The sequence below is a fragment of the Parvibaculum sp. genome (assembly GCF_030651915.1).
Taxonomy (GTDB): domain Bacteria; phylum Pseudomonadota; class Alphaproteobacteria; order Parvibaculales; family Parvibaculaceae; genus Parvibaculum.
Genome location: NZ_JAUSBV010000005.1, coordinates 590,372 through 609,826, shown reverse-complemented (window position 1 = coordinate 609,826; position 19,455 = coordinate 590,372). Strand labels below are relative to the sequence as shown.

At 63.7% G+C, this 19,455-nt stretch carries 17 protein-coding genes; 10 read left to right on the top strand and 7 right to left on the bottom strand.

Features of this window, described 5'->3' with window-relative positions; all coding sequences use genetic code 11:
• Window positions 1-70: 70 nt before the first annotated feature.
• Window positions 71-1,843, top strand: a complete 1,773-nt coding sequence (locus Q7V31_RS07250; RefSeq protein ID WP_304733361.1) for a tetratricopeptide repeat protein — start codon at window positions 71-73, stop codon at window positions 1,841-1,843.
• Window positions 1,844-1,847: 4 nt separating this feature from the next.
• A complete protein-coding gene (locus tag Q7V31_RS07245) occupies window positions 1,848-2,738 on the top strand; it encodes a 4-(cytidine 5'-diphospho)-2-C-methyl-D-erythritol kinase (protein ID WP_304733360.1) in 891 nt (296 codons plus the stop codon).
• Here Q7V31_RS07245 and Q7V31_RS07240 read toward each other — a convergent pair.
• Complete coding sequence (locus Q7V31_RS07240) at window positions 2,722-3,765, bottom strand: polyprenyl synthetase family protein (RefSeq protein ID WP_370690636.1); 1,044 nt, start codon at window positions 3,763-3,765, stop codon at window positions 2,722-2,724. The two genes, Q7V31_RS07245 and Q7V31_RS07240, sit on opposite strands and share 17 nt — an antisense overlap.
• A 126-nt stretch (window positions 3,766-3,891) precedes the next feature.
• Here Q7V31_RS07240 and Q7V31_RS07235 point away from each other — a divergent pair, with 126 nt between their 5' ends.
• From Q7V31_RS07235 to Q7V31_RS07200, 8 genes are all read left to right on the top strand, one after another.
• On the top strand, window positions 3,892-4,092 hold the full coding sequence (locus Q7V31_RS07235; protein ID WP_304733359.1) for a DUF2007 domain-containing protein: 201 nt from the start codon (window positions 3,892-3,894) through the stop codon (window positions 4,090-4,092).
• On the top strand, window positions 4,089-4,880 hold the full coding sequence (locus Q7V31_RS07230; protein ID WP_304733358.1) for a tRNA1(Val) (adenine(37)-N6)-methyltransferase: 792 nt from the start codon (window positions 4,089-4,091) through the stop codon (window positions 4,878-4,880). The genes Q7V31_RS07235 and Q7V31_RS07230 overlap by 4 nt, the downstream gene beginning before the upstream one ends.
• Before the next feature lie 49 nt (window positions 4,881-4,929).
• Window positions 4,930-5,841 carry a S49 family peptidase gene (locus tag Q7V31_RS07225; protein WP_304733357.1) on the top strand — a complete coding sequence of 304 codons (912 nt, stop codon included), beginning with the start codon at window positions 4,930-4,932 and terminating at the stop codon, window positions 5,839-5,841.
• 48 nt (window positions 5,842-5,889) lie between these two features.
• A complete protein-coding gene (locus Q7V31_RS07220; protein WP_304733356.1) occupies window positions 5,890-6,090 on the top strand; it encodes a hypothetical protein in 201 nt (66 codons plus the stop codon).
• A 159-nt stretch (window positions 6,091-6,249) separates the two neighbouring features.
• Entirely contained in the window at window positions 6,250-7,143 is an 894-nt protein-coding gene (locus tag Q7V31_RS07215) for a glycine--tRNA ligase subunit alpha (RefSeq protein WP_304733355.1), read from the top strand.
• Window positions 7,140-9,179: a glycine--tRNA ligase subunit beta gene (gene glyS, locus Q7V31_RS07210; protein WP_304733354.1), complete on the top strand. Its 2,040-nt coding sequence runs from the start codon at window positions 7,140-7,142 to the stop codon at window positions 9,177-9,179. The genes Q7V31_RS07215 and glyS overlap by 4 nt, the downstream gene beginning before the upstream one ends.
• A gap of 34 nt (window positions 9,180-9,213) precedes the next feature.
• Complete coding sequence (gene ppdK / locus Q7V31_RS07205) at window positions 9,214-11,913, top strand: pyruvate, phosphate dikinase (RefSeq protein ID WP_304733353.1); 2,700 nt, start codon at window positions 9,214-9,216, stop codon at window positions 11,911-11,913.
• A 450-nt stretch (window positions 11,914-12,363) separates the two neighbouring features.
• Window positions 12,364-13,101: a cell wall hydrolase gene (locus tag Q7V31_RS07200; RefSeq protein WP_304733352.1), complete on the top strand. Its 738-nt coding sequence runs from the start codon at window positions 12,364-12,366 to the stop codon at window positions 13,099-13,101.
• A gap of 3 nt (window positions 13,102-13,104) precedes the next feature.
• On the opposite strand, the gene Q7V31_RS07195 is transcribed toward Q7V31_RS07200, so the two are convergent.
• From Q7V31_RS07195 to Q7V31_RS07170, 6 genes are all read right to left on the bottom strand, one after another.
• The gene (locus Q7V31_RS07195) at window positions 13,105-13,926 is read right to left on the bottom strand and encodes an SDR family oxidoreductase (RefSeq protein WP_304733351.1); all 822 of its coding nucleotides are present in this window, start codon (window positions 13,924-13,926) and stop codon (window positions 13,105-13,107) included.
• Between the two features lie 80 nt (window positions 13,927-14,006).
• Window positions 14,007-14,876, bottom strand: coding sequence for a carboxylating nicotinate-nucleotide diphosphorylase (gene nadC / locus Q7V31_RS07190; RefSeq protein ID WP_304733349.1), 870 nt, complete (start codon window positions 14,874-14,876; stop codon window positions 14,007-14,009).
• Window positions 14,873-16,486 carry an L-aspartate oxidase gene (locus Q7V31_RS07185; protein ID WP_304733348.1) on the bottom strand — a complete coding sequence of 538 codons (1,614 nt, stop codon included), beginning with the start codon at window positions 16,484-16,486 and terminating at the stop codon, window positions 14,873-14,875. The genes nadC and Q7V31_RS07185 overlap by 4 nt, the downstream gene beginning before the upstream one ends.
• Before the next feature lie 18 nt (window positions 16,487-16,504).
• Window positions 16,505-17,575: a quinolinate synthase NadA gene (gene nadA, locus Q7V31_RS07180; protein ID WP_370690635.1), complete on the bottom strand. Its 1,071-nt coding sequence runs from the start codon at window positions 17,573-17,575 to the stop codon at window positions 16,505-16,507.
• Window positions 17,576-17,808: 233 nt separating this feature from the next.
• A complete protein-coding gene (locus Q7V31_RS07175) occupies window positions 17,809-18,813 on the bottom strand; it encodes an NAD regulator (protein WP_304733954.1) in 1,005 nt (334 codons plus the stop codon).
• A 59-nt stretch (window positions 18,814-18,872) separates the two neighbouring features.
• On the bottom strand, window positions 18,873-19,391 hold the full coding sequence (locus Q7V31_RS07170) for a tyrosine phosphatase family protein (protein WP_304733347.1): 519 nt from the start codon (window positions 19,389-19,391) through the stop codon (window positions 18,873-18,875).
• Window positions 19,392-19,455 lie beyond the last annotated feature (64 nt).

Genomic DNA, 19,455 nt, shown 5'->3' with positions numbered 1-19,455 from the left:
CTCCTGTAGGCTTGGCGGCGGCGGCGCCGCAGCGGCGGCCGACCATGTCACTCCCGGAGGCAGGGCCCCTATGGCCGTTACAGCTATCGCGCCGAACGGCGAAACGATCCTCCCGTCTGCATTGAAGCGCGTCGCGTTGATCGCGGCGCTGGCGCTGCTGGGCGGCTGTGCGTCGCTTGGATCGTTCGCCAACACAGGTGCAAAGCGCGGCGAGACGCCCTATGGCGCCTATCTGGCCGGCCGTTATGCGGCCTCGGTCAACGACCCCCGGAAGGCCGCCGAGTATTACGATGCGGCCCTGCGCGGTGAACCGAACGATGCGCTGGTACTCGACCGGGCCTTCATGGCCGCCTTGTCGGCCGGCGATGTCGACCGCGCTGTCCGGCTGGCCGAGCGCCTGACCGCGATCGAACCCGGCCAGCGCATGGCGCGGCTGACGCTGGCGCTGGCGGACATGAAGAGCGGCGATTTTGCCGGTGCGCGCGAAGAAATCGCGGCCTCGGCGCCGGGACCCTTCACGGCCCTTGTCGGCACGCTGACATCCGCCTGGGCGGCGACCGGCGAACGCAACAAGGAATTGATGCTCGAAAAGATCGGCGCCTTCGAAGGACGCACGGCTTTTGCGCTCTTCCGCTCCTATCATCAGGGCTTGATGCTCGACCTGCTGGGCGACACCGCCGGCGCCGACGCGGCCTTCGCCGAGGCAATGAGCGCCAGCGGCGGCAGCAGCGTGCGCGTCGTCGAGGCCTATGCGACGTTCCTGCAGCGCGAGGGCCGCACCGATGAGGCACGCGCGGCACTGGAAGGTTTCCTCGCTTTTGCACCCGATCACCCGCTCGTGCGCGATCATCTGGCGCGCCTGTCGCGCGGCGAGGCGCTGCCGGTCCATGTGCGCAATGCCGCCGACGGTGCAGCCGAGGCGCTTTACGGACTCGGAAGCGCCTTGATGCAGGACACGTCGAGCGACCTGTCGGATGTCTATCTTTATCTGGCGCTTTACCTGCGTCCCGATTTCGATATTGCCCGTTCGCTGCTGGCCGGCACCTATGAGAACCGCAAGCGCTGGCAAGATGCCATCGACGCCTACAGCAAGATCGACCGCAAGTCGTCGCTCTACATGAACGCACGGATCCAGACCGCGATGGCGCTCAACCGGCTTGAGCGCGAGGCCGAAGCGATCACGGTGTTGAAGCGTCTCGCACGCGAGAAGCCCGACAGCATCGATCCGGTGGTTGCCATTGGCGACATTTACCGCGCCAAGGAAAACTATGCCGAAGCCGTCGTCTTTTATGAGCGCGCCATTGCGCTTTCGGGTGCGCCGTCGGAGCGCGACTGGACGCTCTATTATGCGCGCGGCATCTGCTTCGAGCGTCTTGGCGAATGGGAGAAGGCCGAAAAGGACCTGAAGCTGGCGCTGAAACTCTCCGACGATCATCCGCTGGTGCTGAACTATCTTGGCTATTCCTGGATCGAACAGCATCACCGCCTTGATGAGGCGCTGGCGATGATCGAGAAGGCGGTGGAACGGCGTCCGAATGACGGCTTCATTGTCGACAGCCTCGGCTGGGCGCGTTACCGGCTCGGCGAATACGACCTTGCGGTCAAATATCTCGAACGCGCGGTTGAGTTGCAGCCCGACGATCCGACCATCAACGAACATCTGGGCGACGCCTTCTGGAAGGTCGGTCGAAAAATCGAGGCGCGCTTCCAGTGGAATCACGCTCTGGCGATGAATCCCGAGGAAAAGCGGATCAAGTTGCTGCGGACCAAGCTCGACCTTGGCCTCGAAGCGGCCGAAAGCGCCGAGCGTGAGGAATCCAGCGCGGGCGCTGCGGGATCCTGACGCGGTGCCGGGCGCGGAGAGCCGTCAGATCGTCGAAAAAGCGTCCGCCAAGATCAATCTGAGCCTGCGGATCATCGGACGCCGCGCCGACGGCTACCACGAATTGCGGAGCCTCGTCGTCTTTGCACAAGCCGGCGATCGGATTGTCGCCGAAGCGGCTGACGATCTGACGCTGGAAACACGTGGTTCCTTTGCAGCGGCGCTGGCCGGCGATCCCGACAATCTGGTGTTGCGCGCCGCGCGTCTGTTGCGGGAACGGACCGGCGTGACGGCCGGCGCCCGCCTGACGCTGGAAAAGAACCTGCCGGTCGCCTCCGGCATCGGTGGCGGTTCGGCCGATGCTGCGGCGACCTTGCGCGCGTTGACGCAGCTCTGGGATGTCGATCCCGGCCGGGCGGCGCTGACCGAGATGGCTGCATCGCTCGGCGCCGATGTGCCGGTCTGTCTCGATGCGCGTCCGGCCCTGATGTGGGGCACAGGCGCGAAACTGGCCCGGCTCGCGGCACTGCCGCACTTCCATCTGGTGTTGGTCAATCCCGGCCTGGCGCTGCCGACCGGCGATGTGTTCCGGGCGCTCGCCGCGCCGGCACTGGAAACCGAGCCAGCGGCGCCGGACGTTCCGGTGTTCGACTCGCTCGACGATCTCACCAGCTGGCTTGCCGGCGAGACGAACGACCTCCAGGCACCTGCAACGCGCCTCGCACCGGAAATCGGCGCGGCACAGGCCGCGCTCGCCGACAGCAAGGATTGCCGGCTGGCCCGCATGTCGGGCTCAGGCGCAACCTGTTTCGGTATCTATGAGCAGGAGGCCGCGGCACGCAGCGCGGCCGCCGCTGTTGCGCGGGCACATTCGGGCTGGTGGGTGGTTGCCTGCGGCGTCAGTGATTGCGGTTGATGCAGAACTCGACCAGATCGGTGAGGGCTTGCCGGTAGTCGCTCTCGGGAAAGATCGCCAGCGCATCGATAGCGATGGCGCCGTAATGGCGTGCCCGGAGGATCGTATCGGCCAGCGCATCGTGCTTCTGCATCATATCGATCGCTTTTTCGAGATCGCTCTCGCTCCGCTCGCCCTCCTGCAGCGTGCGTTGCCAGAAAGCGCGCTCGTCCGCCGACCCGCGCCGGAAGGCGAGCACGACAGGCAGCGTGATCTTGCCTTCGCGGAAATCGTCGCCGACATTCTTGCCGAGCGATGCCGCGCGGCCGCCATAATCGAGCGCGTCGTCGACGAGCTGGAAGGCGATGCCGAGATTGCGCCCGTAGGATTCGAGCGCCGCAGCCTCGGTGCCGTTCCGGCCGGCAATAACGGCACCGACCTCTGTGGCGGCCGAAAAAAGCGCAGCTGTTTTTGCCTGGATCACCCGCAGATAGGCATCTTCCGTGGTGCCGGTATCCTTGGCCGCGGCCAGCTGCATGACCTCACCCTCGGCGATGACAGAAGCGGCATTGGACAGGATTTCAAGGGCCCGGAGCGACTTTGTTTCGACCATCAGCTTGAAGGCGCGGCCGAGCAGGAAGTCGCCGACGAGAACGCTCGCCTGGTTGCCCCAGAGCATTCGCGCCGTCTTGGTGCCGCGGCGCATGTCGCTCTCGTCGACCACATCGTCGTGAAGCAGCGTGGCTGTGTGCATGAATTCGACGGTCGCGGCGAGCTTGATGTGGTCGTCACCGTTGTAACCGCACATCCGGGAGGCGGCGATGGTGAGCATGGGCCGCAGACGCTTGCCACCCGAATTGATGAGGTGGCTGGCAAGTTCGGGCACCATCGGCACGTCGGATGCCATCCGTTCACGGATGAATTCGTTGACGGCCTCCATGTCCCGGGCCACCAGCGCCTGAAGTTGCTTGACCGCGTTCTGATCGCGCCCGCGCTCTTCCTCAAGGGGAACAACAACGCCCAATATCCACTCCTCAAAATTCGACATGCAGGCTGAATCTCCAAGGCCTGCATGTGATATGCTGTCGCAGGAGGGAGCATAGGTTGGCAGCCGCAGAGCGGCAAGTGCCGGGGGCCATTTGTCGCAACGCGACCGGCATGCAACGGAGGTGGCATGAAAGAGCTGATCAGAACGGGAGACCGGGTCTTTATCTCCTATCTGACATACCGGCTTTCCGAGGCCGGCATCGAAAGCTTCGGCATGGATGCCCATATGCAAAACTCGCTCGGCATCCTGCCGCAGCGTATCATGGTGGTCGACGAGGACTATGGCGCGGCGCAGCGGATTCTCGACGAGGTGAGGCGGGAAGGATGAGCGGCAGCACGGCAGACGACATTCCACAGAACACCACGGATGACGGTTTTCTCGGCAACCGGCTGAAACTGCTGCAGCCGGAAAAAGGTTACCGCGCCGGGCTCGACGCGGTGCTGCTGGCAGCTTCGGTGCCGGCGCGCGACGGTGAACGGGCGCTGGATGCGGGCGCCGGCGTCGGCGCGGCTAGCCTTTGCCTTGCCGCGCGCGTGCCGGGTCTTGAAGTCGCGGGACTCGAATTGCAGCCCGAACTTGTCGCCCTTGCCGAGCGCAATATCGAGCGCAACGGCATGGCCGGGCGCGTTTCGATTCTCGAAGGCAATATCGGTTTCACACCGCGCGACCTTGCGGCGCTGGGTCTCGAGCCCAATGGCTGGCACCATGTCTTTGCCAATCCGCCCTATCACGATCCTGTGAACAGCCCCGCACCGCCCGATGCAGGCAAGGCGCAGGCGCATCTGACGCTTGGCTCCGATCTGGACGACTGGGTGCGCTTCTGCTGCACCATGGCGCGGCCCAAAGGTACCGTCACCTTCATCCACCGCGCCGATGCGCTGGCCGAGCTTCTGGCGGCGATGACAGGGCATCTTGGCGGTATCGAGGTATTCCCGCTCTGGCCGGCCACCGGCAAGCCGGCCTCGCGGATCATCATCCGTGGCCAGCGCGATTCGAAGGCGCCGCTTGTTATCCGTCCGGGTCTGGTGCTGCATGGCCGCGACGGCCGGTTTACCGAGCGCGCCGAAACGATCCTGCGCAGCGGCGAGGCATTGCTGCTCGACCAGCCGGGATAGGCCGCGCCATGCCTTGCTGTCGCCGCAAAGTGTTCCTATCTGGAATTTCATGAAAAACCTCATTGCGCCTTTTCTCCCCGCGCCTCTTCGCAAGCATGTTGCGCCCGACTGGACACCGAAGCCGGTCGTTGCCGTGGTGCGGCTTGCCGGCATCATTGGCCCGACCCAGCCCATTCGTGGCGGGCTGAACCTCGCCGCCGTTGCGCCGGCGCTCGAAGCGGCCTTCACGATGAAACACGTCAAGGCCGTGGCCCTGATCGTCAATTCGCCGGGCGGCTCGCCGGTGCAATCCTCGTTGATCTACAAGCGCATCCGCGCACTGGCGAAAGAGAAAAGCCTGCCGGTCTATGCCTTCGCCGAGGATGTGGCGGCGTCGGGCGGCTACATGATCGCCTGCGCGGCCGACGAGATATATGCGGATGAAAGCTCCGTGATCGGTTCGATCGGCGTCGTCTCGGCCGGCTTCGGCTTTACCGGGCTGATCGAAAAGCTGGGCGTCGAACGCCGTGTGCACACATCGGGCGAGAGCAAGGCCATGCTCGATCCTTTCCAGCCCGAAAAGCCGGATGACGTGGCGCGCCTCAAGGCGCTGCAGGAAGAAGTGCACGAGAATTTCAAATCGCTGGTCACGAAGGCGCGCGGCGCGCGGCTGAAAACCGACGATCCGGAAATTTTCTCCGGTGCGTTCTGGGCCGGTGAGGGCGCGCAGGCGCGCGGCCTGATCGACGGTCTGGCCGATTTGCGCTCCCATATGCGCGGCCTCTATGGTGACACGGTGAAGTTGCGCCTGGTCGCCTCACGGGCCCCTTGGTGGCGTCCCGGCGGCGGCATGGCGAGCCGGTTCGGGGCCTCGTTTCCCGCCATTGGGGGCGGATTTGCCGCCGAAATGGGGGCGGGGCTGGTCGACGGACTGATTGCCGCGGCCGAGAAGCGTTCCCTTTGGAGTCGTTTTGGCCTTTAATGCAGAAAGCCGGGGCCGTTTCCCGGTGGATTCGAGAGGGTCTCGCCCATGACCAAGATCGTCTTCGCGGCCGTTTTCATTCTGGCCTTCTACGCTGCCTACAAGGCGCTGCAGCGCTCGGTCGAGCGCCAGCGGGCAGCCTTTGCGCGCACGCAATCGCGCACGCGCGTCGAACCGCGCGATCTCGGCACGCTGCGCGACCGGGGCGATGGCACCTATGTGCCCGACCACAGCCGCCGCGACATCTGATTTTCGAGTGATTCCCGGAACTTGACCGCCGGTCGCATACTGGCGGCACCCGTCCGTTTGCTTGACCCTCCGGGGGCGCGCGGCTAACTTGCGCGCGCCTTTGAGCGGCGGAGCGCGCCGCCCGCAAGGGGCGAAAAGCGCGACACGCGACAGGCCAAAATGACGGCGAAGCCCGACCAGTCCTTCCAGTCCCTGATCCTGAAGCTCCAGTCCTTCTGGGCGCGTCAGGGCTGCGTCATTCTGCAGCCCTATGACATGTCGATGGGCGCGGGCACGTTTCACCCGGCGACCACGCTGCGCGCGCTGGGGCCGAAGCCTTGGAAGGCGGCTTATGTGCAACCCTCGCGCCGCCCGACCGACGGCCGCTATGGCGAGAATCCCAACCGCTTCCAGCACTATTATCAGTTTCAGGTAATCCTGAAGCCGAACCCCGACAATCTGCAGGAGCTTTATCTCGAAAGCCTGGCGGAGCTCGGCATCGACGCGAAGAACCACGACATCCGCTTCGTCGAGGACGATTGGGAGAGCCCGACGCTGGGCGCCTGGGGGCTCGGCTGGGAAGTCTGGTGCGACGGCATGGAGGTTTCGCAGTTCACCTATTTCCAGCAGGTCGGCGGCTTCGACTGCAATCCGGTCTCGGGCGAGCTGACCTACGGCCTTGAACGCCTGGCGATGTATATTCAAGGCGTCGACAACGGCTACGAACTCGACTTCAACGGTGCCAAGGGCGCCGACCGTGTCACCTATGGCGATGTCTTCCATCAGGCCGAAGTCGAGTTCTCGGCGCACAACTTCGAAGCGGCAAACACCGAAATGCTGTTCCGCCATTTCGAGGATGCCGAGAAGGAGTGTCAGGCGCTGCTGGAACGCGACAAGCCGCTGCCGCTGCCGGCCTATGACCAGGTCATCAAGGCCAGCCACAATTTCAATCTGCTCGATGCGCGCGGCGTGATTTCCGTCACCGAACGTCAGGCCTATATCGGCCGCGTGCGCGCGTTGTCGAAAGCCTGCGCCGAAGCCTGGCTGAAAACGCCGGCCGGGGGCGCGGCATGAGCGAGTTGCTTCTCGAACTCTTCTCCGAGGAAATCCCGGCGCGGATGCAGAAGCGCGCGGGCGAGGACCTTGTGCGTCTTGTGACCGACGCGCTGAAGGAGGCGGGTGTCGAGGGCAAAAACGCGCGCGCCTATGCGACGCCGCGCCGTCTGACGCTCGTCATCGATGGGCTGCCGGACAAGACGCCCGACGTGAAGGAAGAGCGCAAGGGCCCGAAGGTGGGTGCGCCACAACAGGCAATCGACGGCTTTTTGCGTGCCGCCGGTCTCTCCTCGATCGATCAGGCGACGGTACAGGAAGACAAGAAGGGCGCTTTCTATGTTGCCGTCACCGAAAAAAAGGGCCGCGACACGGGCGCGTTGATCGCCGAAATTGTGCCCGCCGGCATCCGCGCCTTCCCCTGGCCGAAATCGATGCGTTGGGGCGCAGGCAGCCTGCGCTGGGTGCGGCCGCTGCATTCCCTGCTCTGCATTTTCGGCGGAAAGACGGTTTTGTTCGAAGTGGACGGCATCAATTCCGGCAACATGACGCGCGGCCACCGCTTCATGGCCCCGGCCACATTCGCGGTGAAGGACTTCGCCGATTACGAGATGAAACTGCTCGACGCGAAGGTCGTTCTCGACGCGAGCAAGCGCGCACATTTCATTCATGACGGCGCGAAAGCGCTGGCGGAAGCCGAAGGGCTGGTGCTCAAGGAAGATGAAGCGCTGCTGCATGAAGTGGCCGGGCTTGTCGAATGGCCGGTGCCGCTGATCGGCCGTATCGACGACGATTTCATGTCGGTGCCGCAGGAAGTGCTGACCTCGACCATGCGCGCCAACCAGAAATATTTCGCGCTCCACGACAAGGCGGGCAAGCTCAGCAACCGCTTCATCGTGATCGCCAATCTCGAAGCGGAAGACGGCGGCAAGGCCATCGTCAACGGCAATGAACGCGTGCTGCGTGCCCGCTTCGCCGATGCACGATTTCTGTGGGATCAGGATTGCAAGGCAACGCTCGAAAGCCGTCTGCCGAAACTCGAAGACGTCGTCTTTCACGCAAAGCTTGGTACCGTGCGCCAGAAGGCCGAGCGGATTGCGGACCTCGCACGCGAAATGGCGGCGCTGGTGCCGGGTGTCGATCCGAACAAGGCTGAACTGGCCGGCCGGCTCGCCAAAGCCGATCTCACTTCGGGCATGGTCGGCGAGTTTCCCGAGCTGCAGGGCCTGATGGGCGCCTATTACGCGCGAAACGACGGCCTCGGCGACGACATCGCGCAGGCGATTGCTGAACATTACGCGCCGCTCGGGCCCTCCGATGATGTCCCGTCGTCGCCGCTGGGTAGGGTCGTCGCACTTGCAGACAAGATCGACACGCTGTGGGGCTTCTGGGCCATCGATGAAAAGCCGACCGGCTCGAAGGATCCCTTTGCGCTGCGTCGTGCAGCGCTGGGCGTCATCCGGATTATTCTCGAGAGCGGCATCCGCATCAATCTGCTGACTCTGGTCGAAGGAAAGGGAAAGGATCTTCTCTCCTTCTTTGCCGACCGCATGAAAGTCCATCTGCGCGATCGCGGCGCGCGCCACGACCTGGTCGATGCGGTTTTTGCGCTCAATGAGATGGGGCAGGTTCAGGACGATCTCGTCCTGATCGTCAAGCGCGTCGAGGCGCTGTCGGATTTTCTCGGCACTGAGGACGGCAAGAACCTTCTGGCGGGCTACAAGCGCGCCAACAACATCCTCAATATCGAGGAAAAGAAGGACAAGGCGACTTATGGCGGTCTGCCCGATCCGGCGTGCTTTGCGCAAGACGAGGAGCGCGCGCTGTTCGACCGTATCGAAGAGGCGCGTGCCGAGGCGAGCCATGCGATTGCCCGTGAGGACTTTGCCGCCGCCATGTCGGCGCTGGCGAAATTGCGTGTGCCGGTCGATGCCTTTTTCGAACACGTGACAGTGAATGCGGACGATTCGAAGCTTCGCGCCAACCGCCTGAAGCTCCTGGCACAGATTCGCGCGGCCTTGCACGAGGTCGCGGATTTTTCGAAGGTCGAGGGCTAGCCCCTCATCGAAGGCCTCAACAAAGGCAAGTGCGATGACAGAGAAAAAGTGGGTCTATTCCTTCGGCGACGGCAAGGCGGAAGGTGGGGCGAACTTGCGCGACCTGCTGGGCGGAAAGGGCGCCAATCTGGCCGAAATGTCCAACATCGGTCTTCCCGTTCCGCCGGGTTTCACCATCACCACCGAAGTCTGCACCGCCTTCTATGAAAACGACCGCGCCTTTCCGGCCGGCCTGAAGGAACAGGTCGAGACGGCCGTTGCCGAAATCGGTCGCGTCATGGCCGCAACCTTCGGCGACGCGAAAAACCCGCTGCTGGTCTCGGTGCGATCGGGCGCGCGCGCCTCGATGCCCGGCATGATGGACACGGTGCTCAATCTCGGCCTCAACGACGAGACGGCGGCCGGTCTTGCCGCGCGGTCCGGCGACGAACGCTTCGCCTATGACAGCTATCGCCGCTTCATCGCCATGTATTCCGATGTCGTGCTCGGCGTCGAGCATCACAATTTCGAGGAGATTCTCGAATATTTCAAGGAAGAGCAGGAATTCAGTCTCGATACGGAGCTTTCGGCCGAAGACTGGAAGGGCATCGTCACGCTCTACAAGGCGCGCGTGAAAGAAGCGCTCGGCAAGCCCTTCCCGCAGGACGTTGACGAACAGCTCTGGGGGGCGATCTCGGCGGTCTTCGGCTCATGGCGCAATCGCCGCGCCGAAACCTATCGACGCTTGCACAGCATTCCCGAGAGCTGGGGCACGGCGGTCAACATCCAGGCGATGGTCTTTGGCAATATGGGCGAGACGTCGGCGACAGGCGTTGCCTTCACGCGCAATCCTTCGACAGGTGAAAAGGACTATTACGGCGAGTTCCTGGTCAATGCGCAGGGTGAGGATGTGGTGGCCGGTATCCGCACGCCGCAAAGCCTGACGAAAGAGGCGCGCGCAGCGGCGAAGGACAAGAAACCGTCGATGGAAGAGGCGATGCCGAAGGCCTTTGTCGAGCTTGCCGCCGTCTTCGATCGTCTCGAAAATCACTATACCGACATGCAGGATGTCGAGTTCACGGTGCAGGATGGCAAGCTCTGGATGCTGCAGACCCGCGCCGGCAAGCGCACGGCGAAAGCGGCGTTGAAGATTGCCGTCGAAATGGTGGCGGAAGGTCTGATCGACGAGAAGACAGCGATCGCCCGTGTCGACCCGGCATCGCTCGACCAGCTGCTGCACCCGACGCTCGATCCCGATGCGCCGCGCGATGTGTTGGCGACCGGGCTGCCGGCTTCGCCCGGCGCGGCCTCGGGCGAGGTCGTGTTCAACTCGGAGGAGGCGGCGTCGCTGCGCCAGATCGGCAAGAGCGTGGTGCTGGTGCGTATCGAAACCAGCCCCGAAGACATCAACGGCATGCACTCGGCCGTGGCGATCCTGACGACGCGGGGCGGCATGACGAGCCACGCGGCTGTGGTGGCGCGCGGCATGGGCCGGCCTTGCGTCTCGGGCGCGGGCACGATCCGCATCGACTACAAGACCGAAACCTTCACCGCCTCGGGCGTCACCGTGAAGAAGGGCGACGTCATCACGGTCGACGGCTCGACCGGGCAGATACTCAAGGGCCAGATCCCGACGCTGCAGCCCGAACTTTCCGGCGACTTCGCGACACTGATGGGATGGGCCGACAAATATCGCCGCATGGAAGTGCGCACCAACGCCGAAACGCCGCATGATGCCGAGACGGCGCGCAAATTCGGCGCCGAGGGCATCGGTCTGTGCCGCACCGAGCACATGTTCTTCGACGAGGACCGCATTGTCGCCGTGCGTCAGATGATTCTGGCCGACGATGCCAAGGGCCGCCGCGCGCCGCTCGACAAGATACTGCCGATGCAGCGCGACGACTTCCGGCAATTGTTCGAGATCATGCAGGGGCTGCCGGTGACGATCCGCCTGCTCGATCCGCCGCTGCACGAATTCCTGCCGAAAGGCGAGGCCGAAATCGCGCAGGTCGCCGCCGACACCGGCATGTCCGCCGACAAGCTGGTGCGCCGCCTCGCCGAACTTGCCGAAGCCAATCCGATGCTCGGCCATCGCGGCTGCCGCCTCGGCATTTCCTATCCGGAGATTTACGAGATGCAGGCCCGCGCCATCTTCGAAGGCGCGTTGCTGGCCGCGAAGGAAACCGGCGCCGCCGTCATCCCCGAAATCATGGTGCCGCTGGTCGCCATGAAGACCGAACTCGACTTCCTGAAAGCACGCATCGTCGCCGTCGCCGCCGACGTCGAGAAGGAGCAGGGCGTCAGCCTGCGCTATCATGTCGGCACCATGATCGAGCTGCCGCGCGCGGCGCTGATGGCGCGCGAGATTGCCGAGTCCGCCGAATTTTTCTCTTTCGGCACCAACGATCTGACGCAGACGACCTATGGCATCAGCCGCGACGATGCCGCCCAGTTCATGAACGACTATCTGGGCAAGAAAATCCTGATGCAGGACCCCTTCGTTTCGCTGGACCGGGATGGCGTCGGCGAGCTTGTCCGCATCGCCGCCGAGCGGGGGCGGGCTGCCCGCCCCGACATCAAGCTCGGTATTTGCGGCGAGCATGGCGGCGACCCCGCCTCGATCGGGTTTTGCGAGGAAGTGGGCCTCACTTACGTCTCCTGCTCGCCCTACAGGGTGCCGATCGCCCGTCTCGCCGCCGCTCAGGCGGCCCTGCATGTCGGTTCCGCTGCCGGGAGCGAAGGCAGCACGGCCTGAGAATTCCGTAAACGGACGATCCCGTTTTGGGATTCAAGCGTGTACAGACGATTAACAACTGTGTCGAAATTGCGACAGTTTTGTTAAGCATTGAGTCGCGGTGGAATGTCTGTCTTTACCGCGATTATGGAATCACGCTGACCGGAAATCATGCTGCGGTGCGATTTGTCGCACCTGAAAACTCTTTTGCAGCCAATGACATAGGCGTTTCCACTAACGATGTGGCAACTATGACATTGTGACCCCTGAATCAGCATGTTACCTCCCGTCAGCTGATGAATGCGTTAGGAAATTGCCCAGGTGTCGAAGCGGCATCGGGCTCTGGCACGTATAGCGGTGCTGTCCGTGGATCTTGCAAGGTTCCCGAAAAGGAACCGGATCGAAGCCCCCGATCAGAGGGGCGCAGTCCCAGGATCTGAATGAACAACAAAGCAGACGGTTTAGAGAACGATGCGTAAACTCTTCGATTGGCTCGATCTGGGCCACATCTTTTCCGGGGCTGCCTATTCGGCATTCGGTATTGTGTGCCTTGGCGCCGTCTCGGCGACTGTGCTGAACGCAATGGCGACCCCCACGCCCGTGATCGAGGCGCGTGCCGATGACGCGCCGATGCTGGCTTTCGCGCCGGTTCATGGCCGCGACCTTGCCGGCGCCTTCAGCGACGATACGCTTTTCTTCGATGCCGAGTTCCAGCAGGCGAGCCTGATCCTGCCGGCGAACGGCCGTCCGATGGATGTCGATACGCCGTTGCTGCAGGTGAAAGCGCGCATGCTCGAAGAGGAGCGTCGTTGTCTTGCCGTCGGCATCTATTTCGAAGCACGCGGCGAGAGCGCGCGCGGCCAGCAAGCCGTGGCGCGCGTGATCCTCAATCGCGTCGGTTCGAAAAACTACCCGGATACGATTTGCGGCGTCGTCTATCAGGGCGCCAGCCGCAGCACGGGCTGCCAGTTCTCGTTTACCTGCGACCGTTCGCTCAGCAAGGTGCCGAATGAGCGCCGCGCCTGGGCCAAATCGATGCGCACGGCGGAATTTGTGACGATGGGCCGTCTCGACGAGGCGGATGTTGGCCCGGCGATGTTCTACCACGCCGACTATGTGCAGCCCTATTGGGCGTCGAGCATGGTCGAAGTGGCGAAGATCGGCCGTCACATCTTCTACAGCAAGCCCAACCGCGAAAAGCGCTCGTAAGGCTCAGCCCTTCGCTGCTTCTTCCATCGCCTTGAGGAGCGGCGCCAGCGGCCCCGAATTGGCAATCTGATCGCGCACCAGCTCGGGTGCATTGCCGGCCATCTTGTCGAGTTCCACAAGCTCCGGCGGCACATACCAGTGCAGCTTGTCCGAGCCATAGGCCTCCCACACCACTTTGGCGACCTCGACCGGCGGTATGGCGCGGAACATGCCTTCCTTGGGCGCATTCGCGGCCGTGCCTTCAGGCAGGATCGGCGTGTCGATCAGTCCCGGCAGCACATCCGCGGCACGCACGCCGATCAGCCGGAACTCGATCGAGAGCGCTTCGGTCAGCCCCTTCACCGCATGTTTGGTTGCCGAGTAGACGGCAATGCCCGGCATGCCGTAGGTGGCGGAGGAGGACGAGGTCGTGAAGCAGAGCGAATTCTTCGTCGCCTTCAAGAGCGGCAGCGCCGTGTGAATGCCGTTCAGCACGCCGACAAAATTGACCTGCACGACGGCCATGATGTCCTCGAACGGCATCTGTTCGAACAACCCGCCCTTGCCGATGCCGGCATTGTTGAAAAGGATGTCCATATGGCCGCCGGTGACGTCGCCGAACGCGGCGACGGCATCGTCATAGGCCGCCTTGTCGGTGACATCGAGTTTGCGGACGATGCAGTTCTCCGGCCTGAGTTCCTTTTCGAGGGCAACGAGGCCGACGCCGTTGACGTCATAGCCGCCGACGAACCAGCCTTTCGAATGGAAAAGTCGCGCCGTTTCGAGCCCCATGCCCGAAGCTGCGCCGGTGATGAAAATGCTCTGCCGCCCGTTCGCCTGTCCCATGATGCTTCCCGCTGATGCTGTTCTGATTTTATGGACCGTAGTCCAGTCTCAGCGTGCGGGGAAGGACGATCGTTGAGCGCTTACGATGCCGTAAGGGAATCGAAGTCGAGGCCGATATCGAGGCAGGGTGCGGAATGGGTGATCCAGCCGCAGGAGATCAGATCGACACCTGAGGCGGCGATAGCGGCTGCCGTTTCGGCGGTGATTCGGCCGGATGCTTCGGCGATGGCCCGCCCGCCGATGCGGCGCACGGCATCGGCAAGCATCGCCGGCATCATGTTGTCGAGCAGCACCGCGTCGACGCCCTCCGCCAGCGCCTCATCAAGCTGGTCGAGCGTATCGACCTCAATCTCGATCTTGACCATGTGGCCGCTGGCGGCCTTGGCGCGCCGGATCGCGGCGGCGATGCCGCCTGACATGGCGATATGGTTGTCCTTGATCAGCACGGCATCGTCGAGCCCGAAGCGATGGTTCATGCCGCCGCCGGCGCGCACGGCGTACTTCTCGAAAATCCGCAGGCCTGGCGTCGTCTTGCGCGTGCAACAGACATGCGCACGCGTGCCTTCGATGGCCTGCGCGATCTCGCGCGTCGCCGTCGCGATGCCCGACATGTGGCCGAGGAAATTCAATGCGACGCGCTCGGCGGTGAGAATACCGCGCGCCGGCCCCTCGATGGCAGCAATGCTATCGCCCGGCTCGACATCCGAGCCGTCGCCTTTCAAAACCGCGACCTTCAGTGCCGGTTCGACGAGCCGGAACGCCATGCGCGCGCAATCGAGCCCCGCGATGCGGCCGGACTGCCGCGCGTTGAGAAGCACGCGCGCTTTTGCTGCCGCCGGCACCGTTGCCAAGGTGGTGATATCGCCGGCACGGCCGAGATCTTCGGCCAGTGCCGCGCGCACCGCCGGTTCGATCAGAAGCGCCGACAGGGGCTCGAGAGGCAGGCTCATGCGCCGGCCTGCGCGGCAATCTCGCCGGTGGCAGGCGCTTCGGCAATGGCGGCATCCGCGATGCGCGAGGCCTCCTTCAGCGTGATGAAAGTCCGGTGACGCCACGGCGCACGGGTGCGCGTGAAGTCGCTGCGGTAGTGCCCGCCGCGGCTTTCCTCGCGTGCGAAGGCCGCCGCCGCAATCAGCTTTGCAGTGGTTGCAATATTGCCGAAAAGGCTGGCAGGGCCCGCTGCGCGTTCGAGGCGCGCGATTTCGCCAAGCGCGAAAGCAAGGCCGTTCGCGTCGCGTTCGACACCGACATGTGCCGTCATGATCTGGCGCAATTGCGCCACCATCGGTGCATCGAGCGCATATGCGGAGGCAAGCACGGGCGGCGCGACTTCGCGGCCCGCCCGCGCGCCTGGCACGGAGCCGTCGATATCGGTCGCGATCCGTGCGCCGAAGACGATGGCCTCAAGCAGCGAATTGCTGGCAAGCCGGTTGGCGCCATGCATGCCCGTGCACGCGACCTCGCCACAGGCCCACAAGCCTTCGATGCTACTGCGGCCGCGCATATCCACATGAATGCCGCCCATGTGATAATGCGCCGCCGGCGCCACGGGGATCGGCTGATGTACAGGATCGATGCCAAGCGCGAGACAACTCTTGTAGACGGTGGGGAACGCTTCCGGGAACCGTGTCCCCAGCGCCACGCGCGTATCGAGAAAGGCGCCGCGCCCCGCCTCGATCTCGCGGAAGATGGCGCGCGCCACGATGTCACGGGGCCCGAGTTCGGCGTCATGATGGATTGCGGGCATGAAGCGCCGGCCGGCGCTATCGACAAGGATCGCGCCTTCGCCGCGCAACGCCTCTGTGACCAGCGGCGCCGGGTCGTGTTGTCCGGCAATCGCGGTCGGGTGGAACTGCACGAATTCGGGATCGGCGATCAGCGCACCGGCGCGCGCCGCCATGGCAACGCCTTCGCCCCGCGCCTGCAGCGGATTGGTGGTCACGGCGAAAAGCTGGCCGACCCCGCCGCTCGCCAGCACCAGCGCCCGCGCCTTGATGAGGAGCGGCACGGGCGCGGTCGCGGCATGGGCCGGCCGCGCGAAAATACCGACAGCGCGCCCGTCCTCGATGGCGAGCTCATAAGCCGACAGGCCTTCCATCACGCGGATCGAGGGCGTCGCACGCACGGCGGCGACAAGCGCCTGCATGATCGCCTTGCCCGCCTGGTCGCCCTTCACATGGACGATGCGGCGCTGGCTGTGCGCGGCCTCGCGTCCGACCGCCAGCTTGCCTTCGATATTGCGGTCAAAAGGCACGCCGAGCCTGAGCAGGTCCTCGATGCGAATGGCGGCCTCGCGCGCAATCGAAAGAGCGGCCTCTTCGTCGACGGTGCCCGCGCCGGCCGCGATCGTGTCAGCGGCATGGGACTCCGGTGTGTCGCCCGGCTCGATGGCGGCTGCGATCCCGCCCTGCGCCCAGGCGCTCGAAGCGCCATCGCCGATCGGGGCGCTTGCCAGCACGGTAACCGGACGGGGCGCGAGCTTCAGCGCCGTGAAGAGGCCCGCAAGCCCCGCGCCGACGATCAGAACGTCGCCGGCATCGACAATATTGCCGTGAGCCATTTGGCTCTCCCGAAAGGATCAGTTGCCGAGATTGATCATCCGCTCGACCGCAAGGCGCGCCCGCGCCGCAATCGCCGGATCGACCGTCACTTCTTCACGCATATAGACGAGGCTTTCGAGAATGTTCTTCAGCGAGATGCGCTTCATGTGCGGGCAGAGATTGCAGGGACGCACAAACTCGACATTGGGGTTCTCGACCGCCACATTGTCGCTCATCGAACATTCCGTCACCATGACGACACGCTTGGGCTGATTGTCCTTCACCCACTTGATCATGCCGGAGGTCGAGCCGGAGAAGTCGGCTTCGGCCACAACTTCGGGCGGGCATTCGGGATGCGCGATGATGACGATGTTGGGATCGTCGCGGCGATACTGGCGCAACTCCTCCGCCGTAAAGCGCTCATGTACCTCGCAATGGCCTTTCCAGGTGAGGATTTTCACCTTCGTCTGCTTGGCGATGTTCTTGGCGAGGAACTCGTCAGGAATGCAGAGCACGCGGTCCGTGCCGAAGCTCTCGACGATCTGCAGCGCGTTGGACGAGGTGCAGCAGATGTCGCTCTCGGCCTTCACTTCGGCCGAAGTGTTGACGTAAGTGACGACCGGAACGCCCGGATAGGTCTCGCGCAGCAGGCGCACATCGGCACCAGTGATCGAGTCGGCCAGCGAGCAGCCGGCTTTCACATCCGGAATGAGTACGGTTTTGTGCGGGTTCAGGAGCTTCGACGTCTCGGCCATGAAATGGACGCCGCACTGCACGATCACATCGGCGTCGACCTTGGCCGCTTCCTTGGCAAGCTGCAGGCTGTCGCCGGCGATGTCGGCGACGCCGTGGAAGATTTCCGGCGTCTGGTAGTTATGCGCGAGCACAACCGCATTGCGCTCTTTCTTGAGGCGGTTGATCGCATGGATATAGGGCGCGAAGAAGGGCCACTCGATCGACGGAATGACCTTCTTCACTTTCTCGTAAAGTGGCGCCATTTCCTTCGCCAGGCCCGGCGTATATTCAAGCTCGGGCATCTCAAGCGGCTTGAACGCGCGCCCTGCCGGTTGCGCCGCGCCTGTCTTCTGCATCTCGCCTGCAAGGGCCATGTCGGCCTCCATCTTGCTGCTTATATATACTCATAATGAGTATATATAAGGTACCAAAAACACCGGCATCCATTTTCATGTCGCGAACGGACCGGAAAGGAAGCCGGGCTCTCAATTGAACTTATGCTACAACTGAGCATTAGGCACGTCAACAGCTTTCGGAGCGGCGTCGAGGCACGAAAATTCGGCAGAAAGAGGGAGGTTTATGGCCGCCTCGCGTCGGAGACGTGCCGTCAGCTGTTGGCGCGGCTGCGCGAGGGCGCCAGTTTGAGCCCGGGCGCGGGACGTTCGTTCAGTACCTCGCGGCGGAAGCGAAACTGTTCGGCGGGCCGGCCGCCGGTCCGCGTTGACATGCGGCCGGTGCGTTCCACCAGCCCGGCATTCTCGACCAGGCGGCGGAAATTCTGTTTGTGAACGTGAAGCCCGAGCAATGCTTCAACCGTCTTCTGCAGTTCGTACAGTGTGAAGCTGGGTGGCATCAACTCGAAGGCGACCGGGCGGTATTTTATTTTGGCGCGCAATCGACTCATGGCGGTCGCCAGGATGCGCCGATGGTCGAACTGCATCGGCCGCCCGAGATTGGGCGCATGCTTGCCGGTAAGGCCGCGCGCGTTGGGGCGGCCGTCTCGCGCCGCTTCCAGCAGCAAACCGGCACTGTAGAGAAGTTCATAGCGCTCCAGCGCCTTTTCATCGTCCCATGCGACGTCATCGACGCCGAAGCAGAGCCGCATCCGATCGCGCCGCTTGCCGCGAGCAAGTTCTTCGGGCGGCGCCTCCGATTGCCGCCCGGCCCATTCGCGCAACAGCGGCACAATCGCCTGGTCGATGATCGGCGGCTTGCCCTCGCGCCAGTCCTCCCACGGAAAATAGCGGTACCAGTCACACCACGCCGCCCCTTTCAGCGTTTCGTCATATCCGCGTGTCAGGGCGAGATAACCGACCGAGACGACATGTTCGCCCGGCGCGTCGGTTTCAAGCGAATGCCGCCCGCGGTCACCGAAGGTATAAAGCTGTTCGACGTAACCGAGTTCGAGCTGCGTCTGTTCCTGCACCCATGAGCGCAGGCCGATTTCGAGCGTCCGGTGCCGCACCGGATTGAAGGGACCGAAAGGCAGCGCGTCCCAGCCGCTGGCGCCGTCGGTCTCTTCATGCGGCACCACAAGGATTTTCGGTTGGTCGTCCGACACCGTGACGATGGCCGCATTGAGGCCGATCACCACCGCCTTGTCGGCGTGCATGGTTGCTTCGGCTTGTTGGGTGGTGCTTTTGCCCGGTGTTTTCGCCATATGCGAGGCCGTCAATCCGCACCTGGCCGGAGGGGTACCGAGAAAATCTCGCCTTCCCAGACGGCGCGGCCCGGTCCAAGGGCATCAACCGCCGCCGACATGCGGCCTTGCCGTGCCAGCAACTCGTCGGCGATACGCACCATCAGCCGGTTGGGATGCGCATGGGCGCCGCGCGCACGGATCAGCCGCGCAAGTTCGGCCTCGGGATGCCCCTCGTTGAGCGTGCAGAGCGCGATGAAGGCGGCCGCCGACGACCGGCTGATCCCGGCCCAGCAGTGAACCAGCAATGGGCTTTGCTGGTCCCAACCGCGCACGAAATCGATCAACGCCGATACATGCGCCGCGCCCGGCGGCACGAGATCGTGAAGTGGTTCGGCAATATCGTTGACGGCGAGCCGGAGGTGTCGCGTCGGCGCAATGCCTTGCGGTGTTCCGATCATGGTTTCGGGATCGAGCAAGCTGACAAGGTGCGACGGCTTCAGCGTCTGGATCGCATCTTCGACGGCGCTGAGGGGACTGACATAGATCATCGGTAGCTCGCCACGTGACGAAATCGGCCTGAATCGATCATAGGAACTGAATAACACAGATTTG

Coding starts and splice junctions, on each gene's coding strand:
- Q7V31_RS07250 (WP_304733361.1), top strand. CDS start 71: ATGGCCGTTACAGCTATCGCGCCGAACGGCGAAACGATCCTCCCGTCT.
- Q7V31_RS07240 (WP_370690636.1), bottom strand. CDS start 3,765: ATGTCGAATTTTGAGGAGTGGATATTGGGCGTTGTTGTTCCCCTTGAG.
- Q7V31_RS07235 (WP_304733359.1), top strand. CDS start 3,892: ATGAAAGAGCTGATCAGAACGGGAGACCGGGTCTTTATCTCCTATCTG.
- Q7V31_RS07230 (WP_304733358.1), top strand. CDS start 4,089: ATGAGCGGCAGCACGGCAGACGACATTCCACAGAACACCACGGATGAC.
- Q7V31_RS07225 (WP_304733357.1), top strand. CDS start 4,930: ATGAAAAACCTCATTGCGCCTTTTCTCCCCGCGCCTCTTCGCAAGCAT.
- Q7V31_RS07220 (WP_304733356.1), top strand. CDS start 5,890: ATGACCAAGATCGTCTTCGCGGCCGTTTTCATTCTGGCCTTCTACGCT.
- Q7V31_RS07215 (WP_304733355.1), top strand. CDS start 6,250: ATGACGGCGAAGCCCGACCAGTCCTTCCAGTCCCTGATCCTGAAGCTC.
- glyS (WP_304733354.1), top strand. CDS start 7,140: ATGAGCGAGTTGCTTCTCGAACTCTTCTCCGAGGAAATCCCGGCGCGG.
- ppdK (WP_304733353.1), top strand. CDS start 9,214: ATGACAGAGAAAAAGTGGGTCTATTCCTTCGGCGACGGCAAGGCGGAA.
- Q7V31_RS07200 (WP_304733352.1), top strand. CDS start 12,364: ATGCGTAAACTCTTCGATTGGCTCGATCTGGGCCACATCTTTTCCGGG.
- Q7V31_RS07195 (WP_304733351.1), bottom strand. CDS start 13,926: ATGGGACAGGCGAACGGGCGGCAGAGCATTTTCATCACCGGCGCAGCT.
- nadC (WP_304733349.1), bottom strand. CDS start 14,876: ATGAGCCTGCCTCTCGAGCCCCTGTCGGCGCTTCTGATCGAACCGGCG.
- Q7V31_RS07185 (WP_304733348.1), bottom strand. CDS start 16,486: ATGGCTCACGGCAATATTGTCGATGCCGGCGACGTTCTGATCGTCGGC.
- nadA (WP_370690635.1), bottom strand. CDS start 17,575: ATGGCCCTTGCAGGCGAGATGCAGAAGACAGGCGCGGCGCAACCGGCA.
- Q7V31_RS07175 (WP_304733954.1), bottom strand. CDS start 18,813: ATGCACGCCGACAAGGCGGTGGTGATCGGCCTCAATGCGGCCATCGTC.
- Q7V31_RS07170 (WP_304733347.1), bottom strand. CDS start 19,391: ATGATCTATGTCAGTCCCCTCAGCGCCGTCGAAGATGCGATCCAGACG.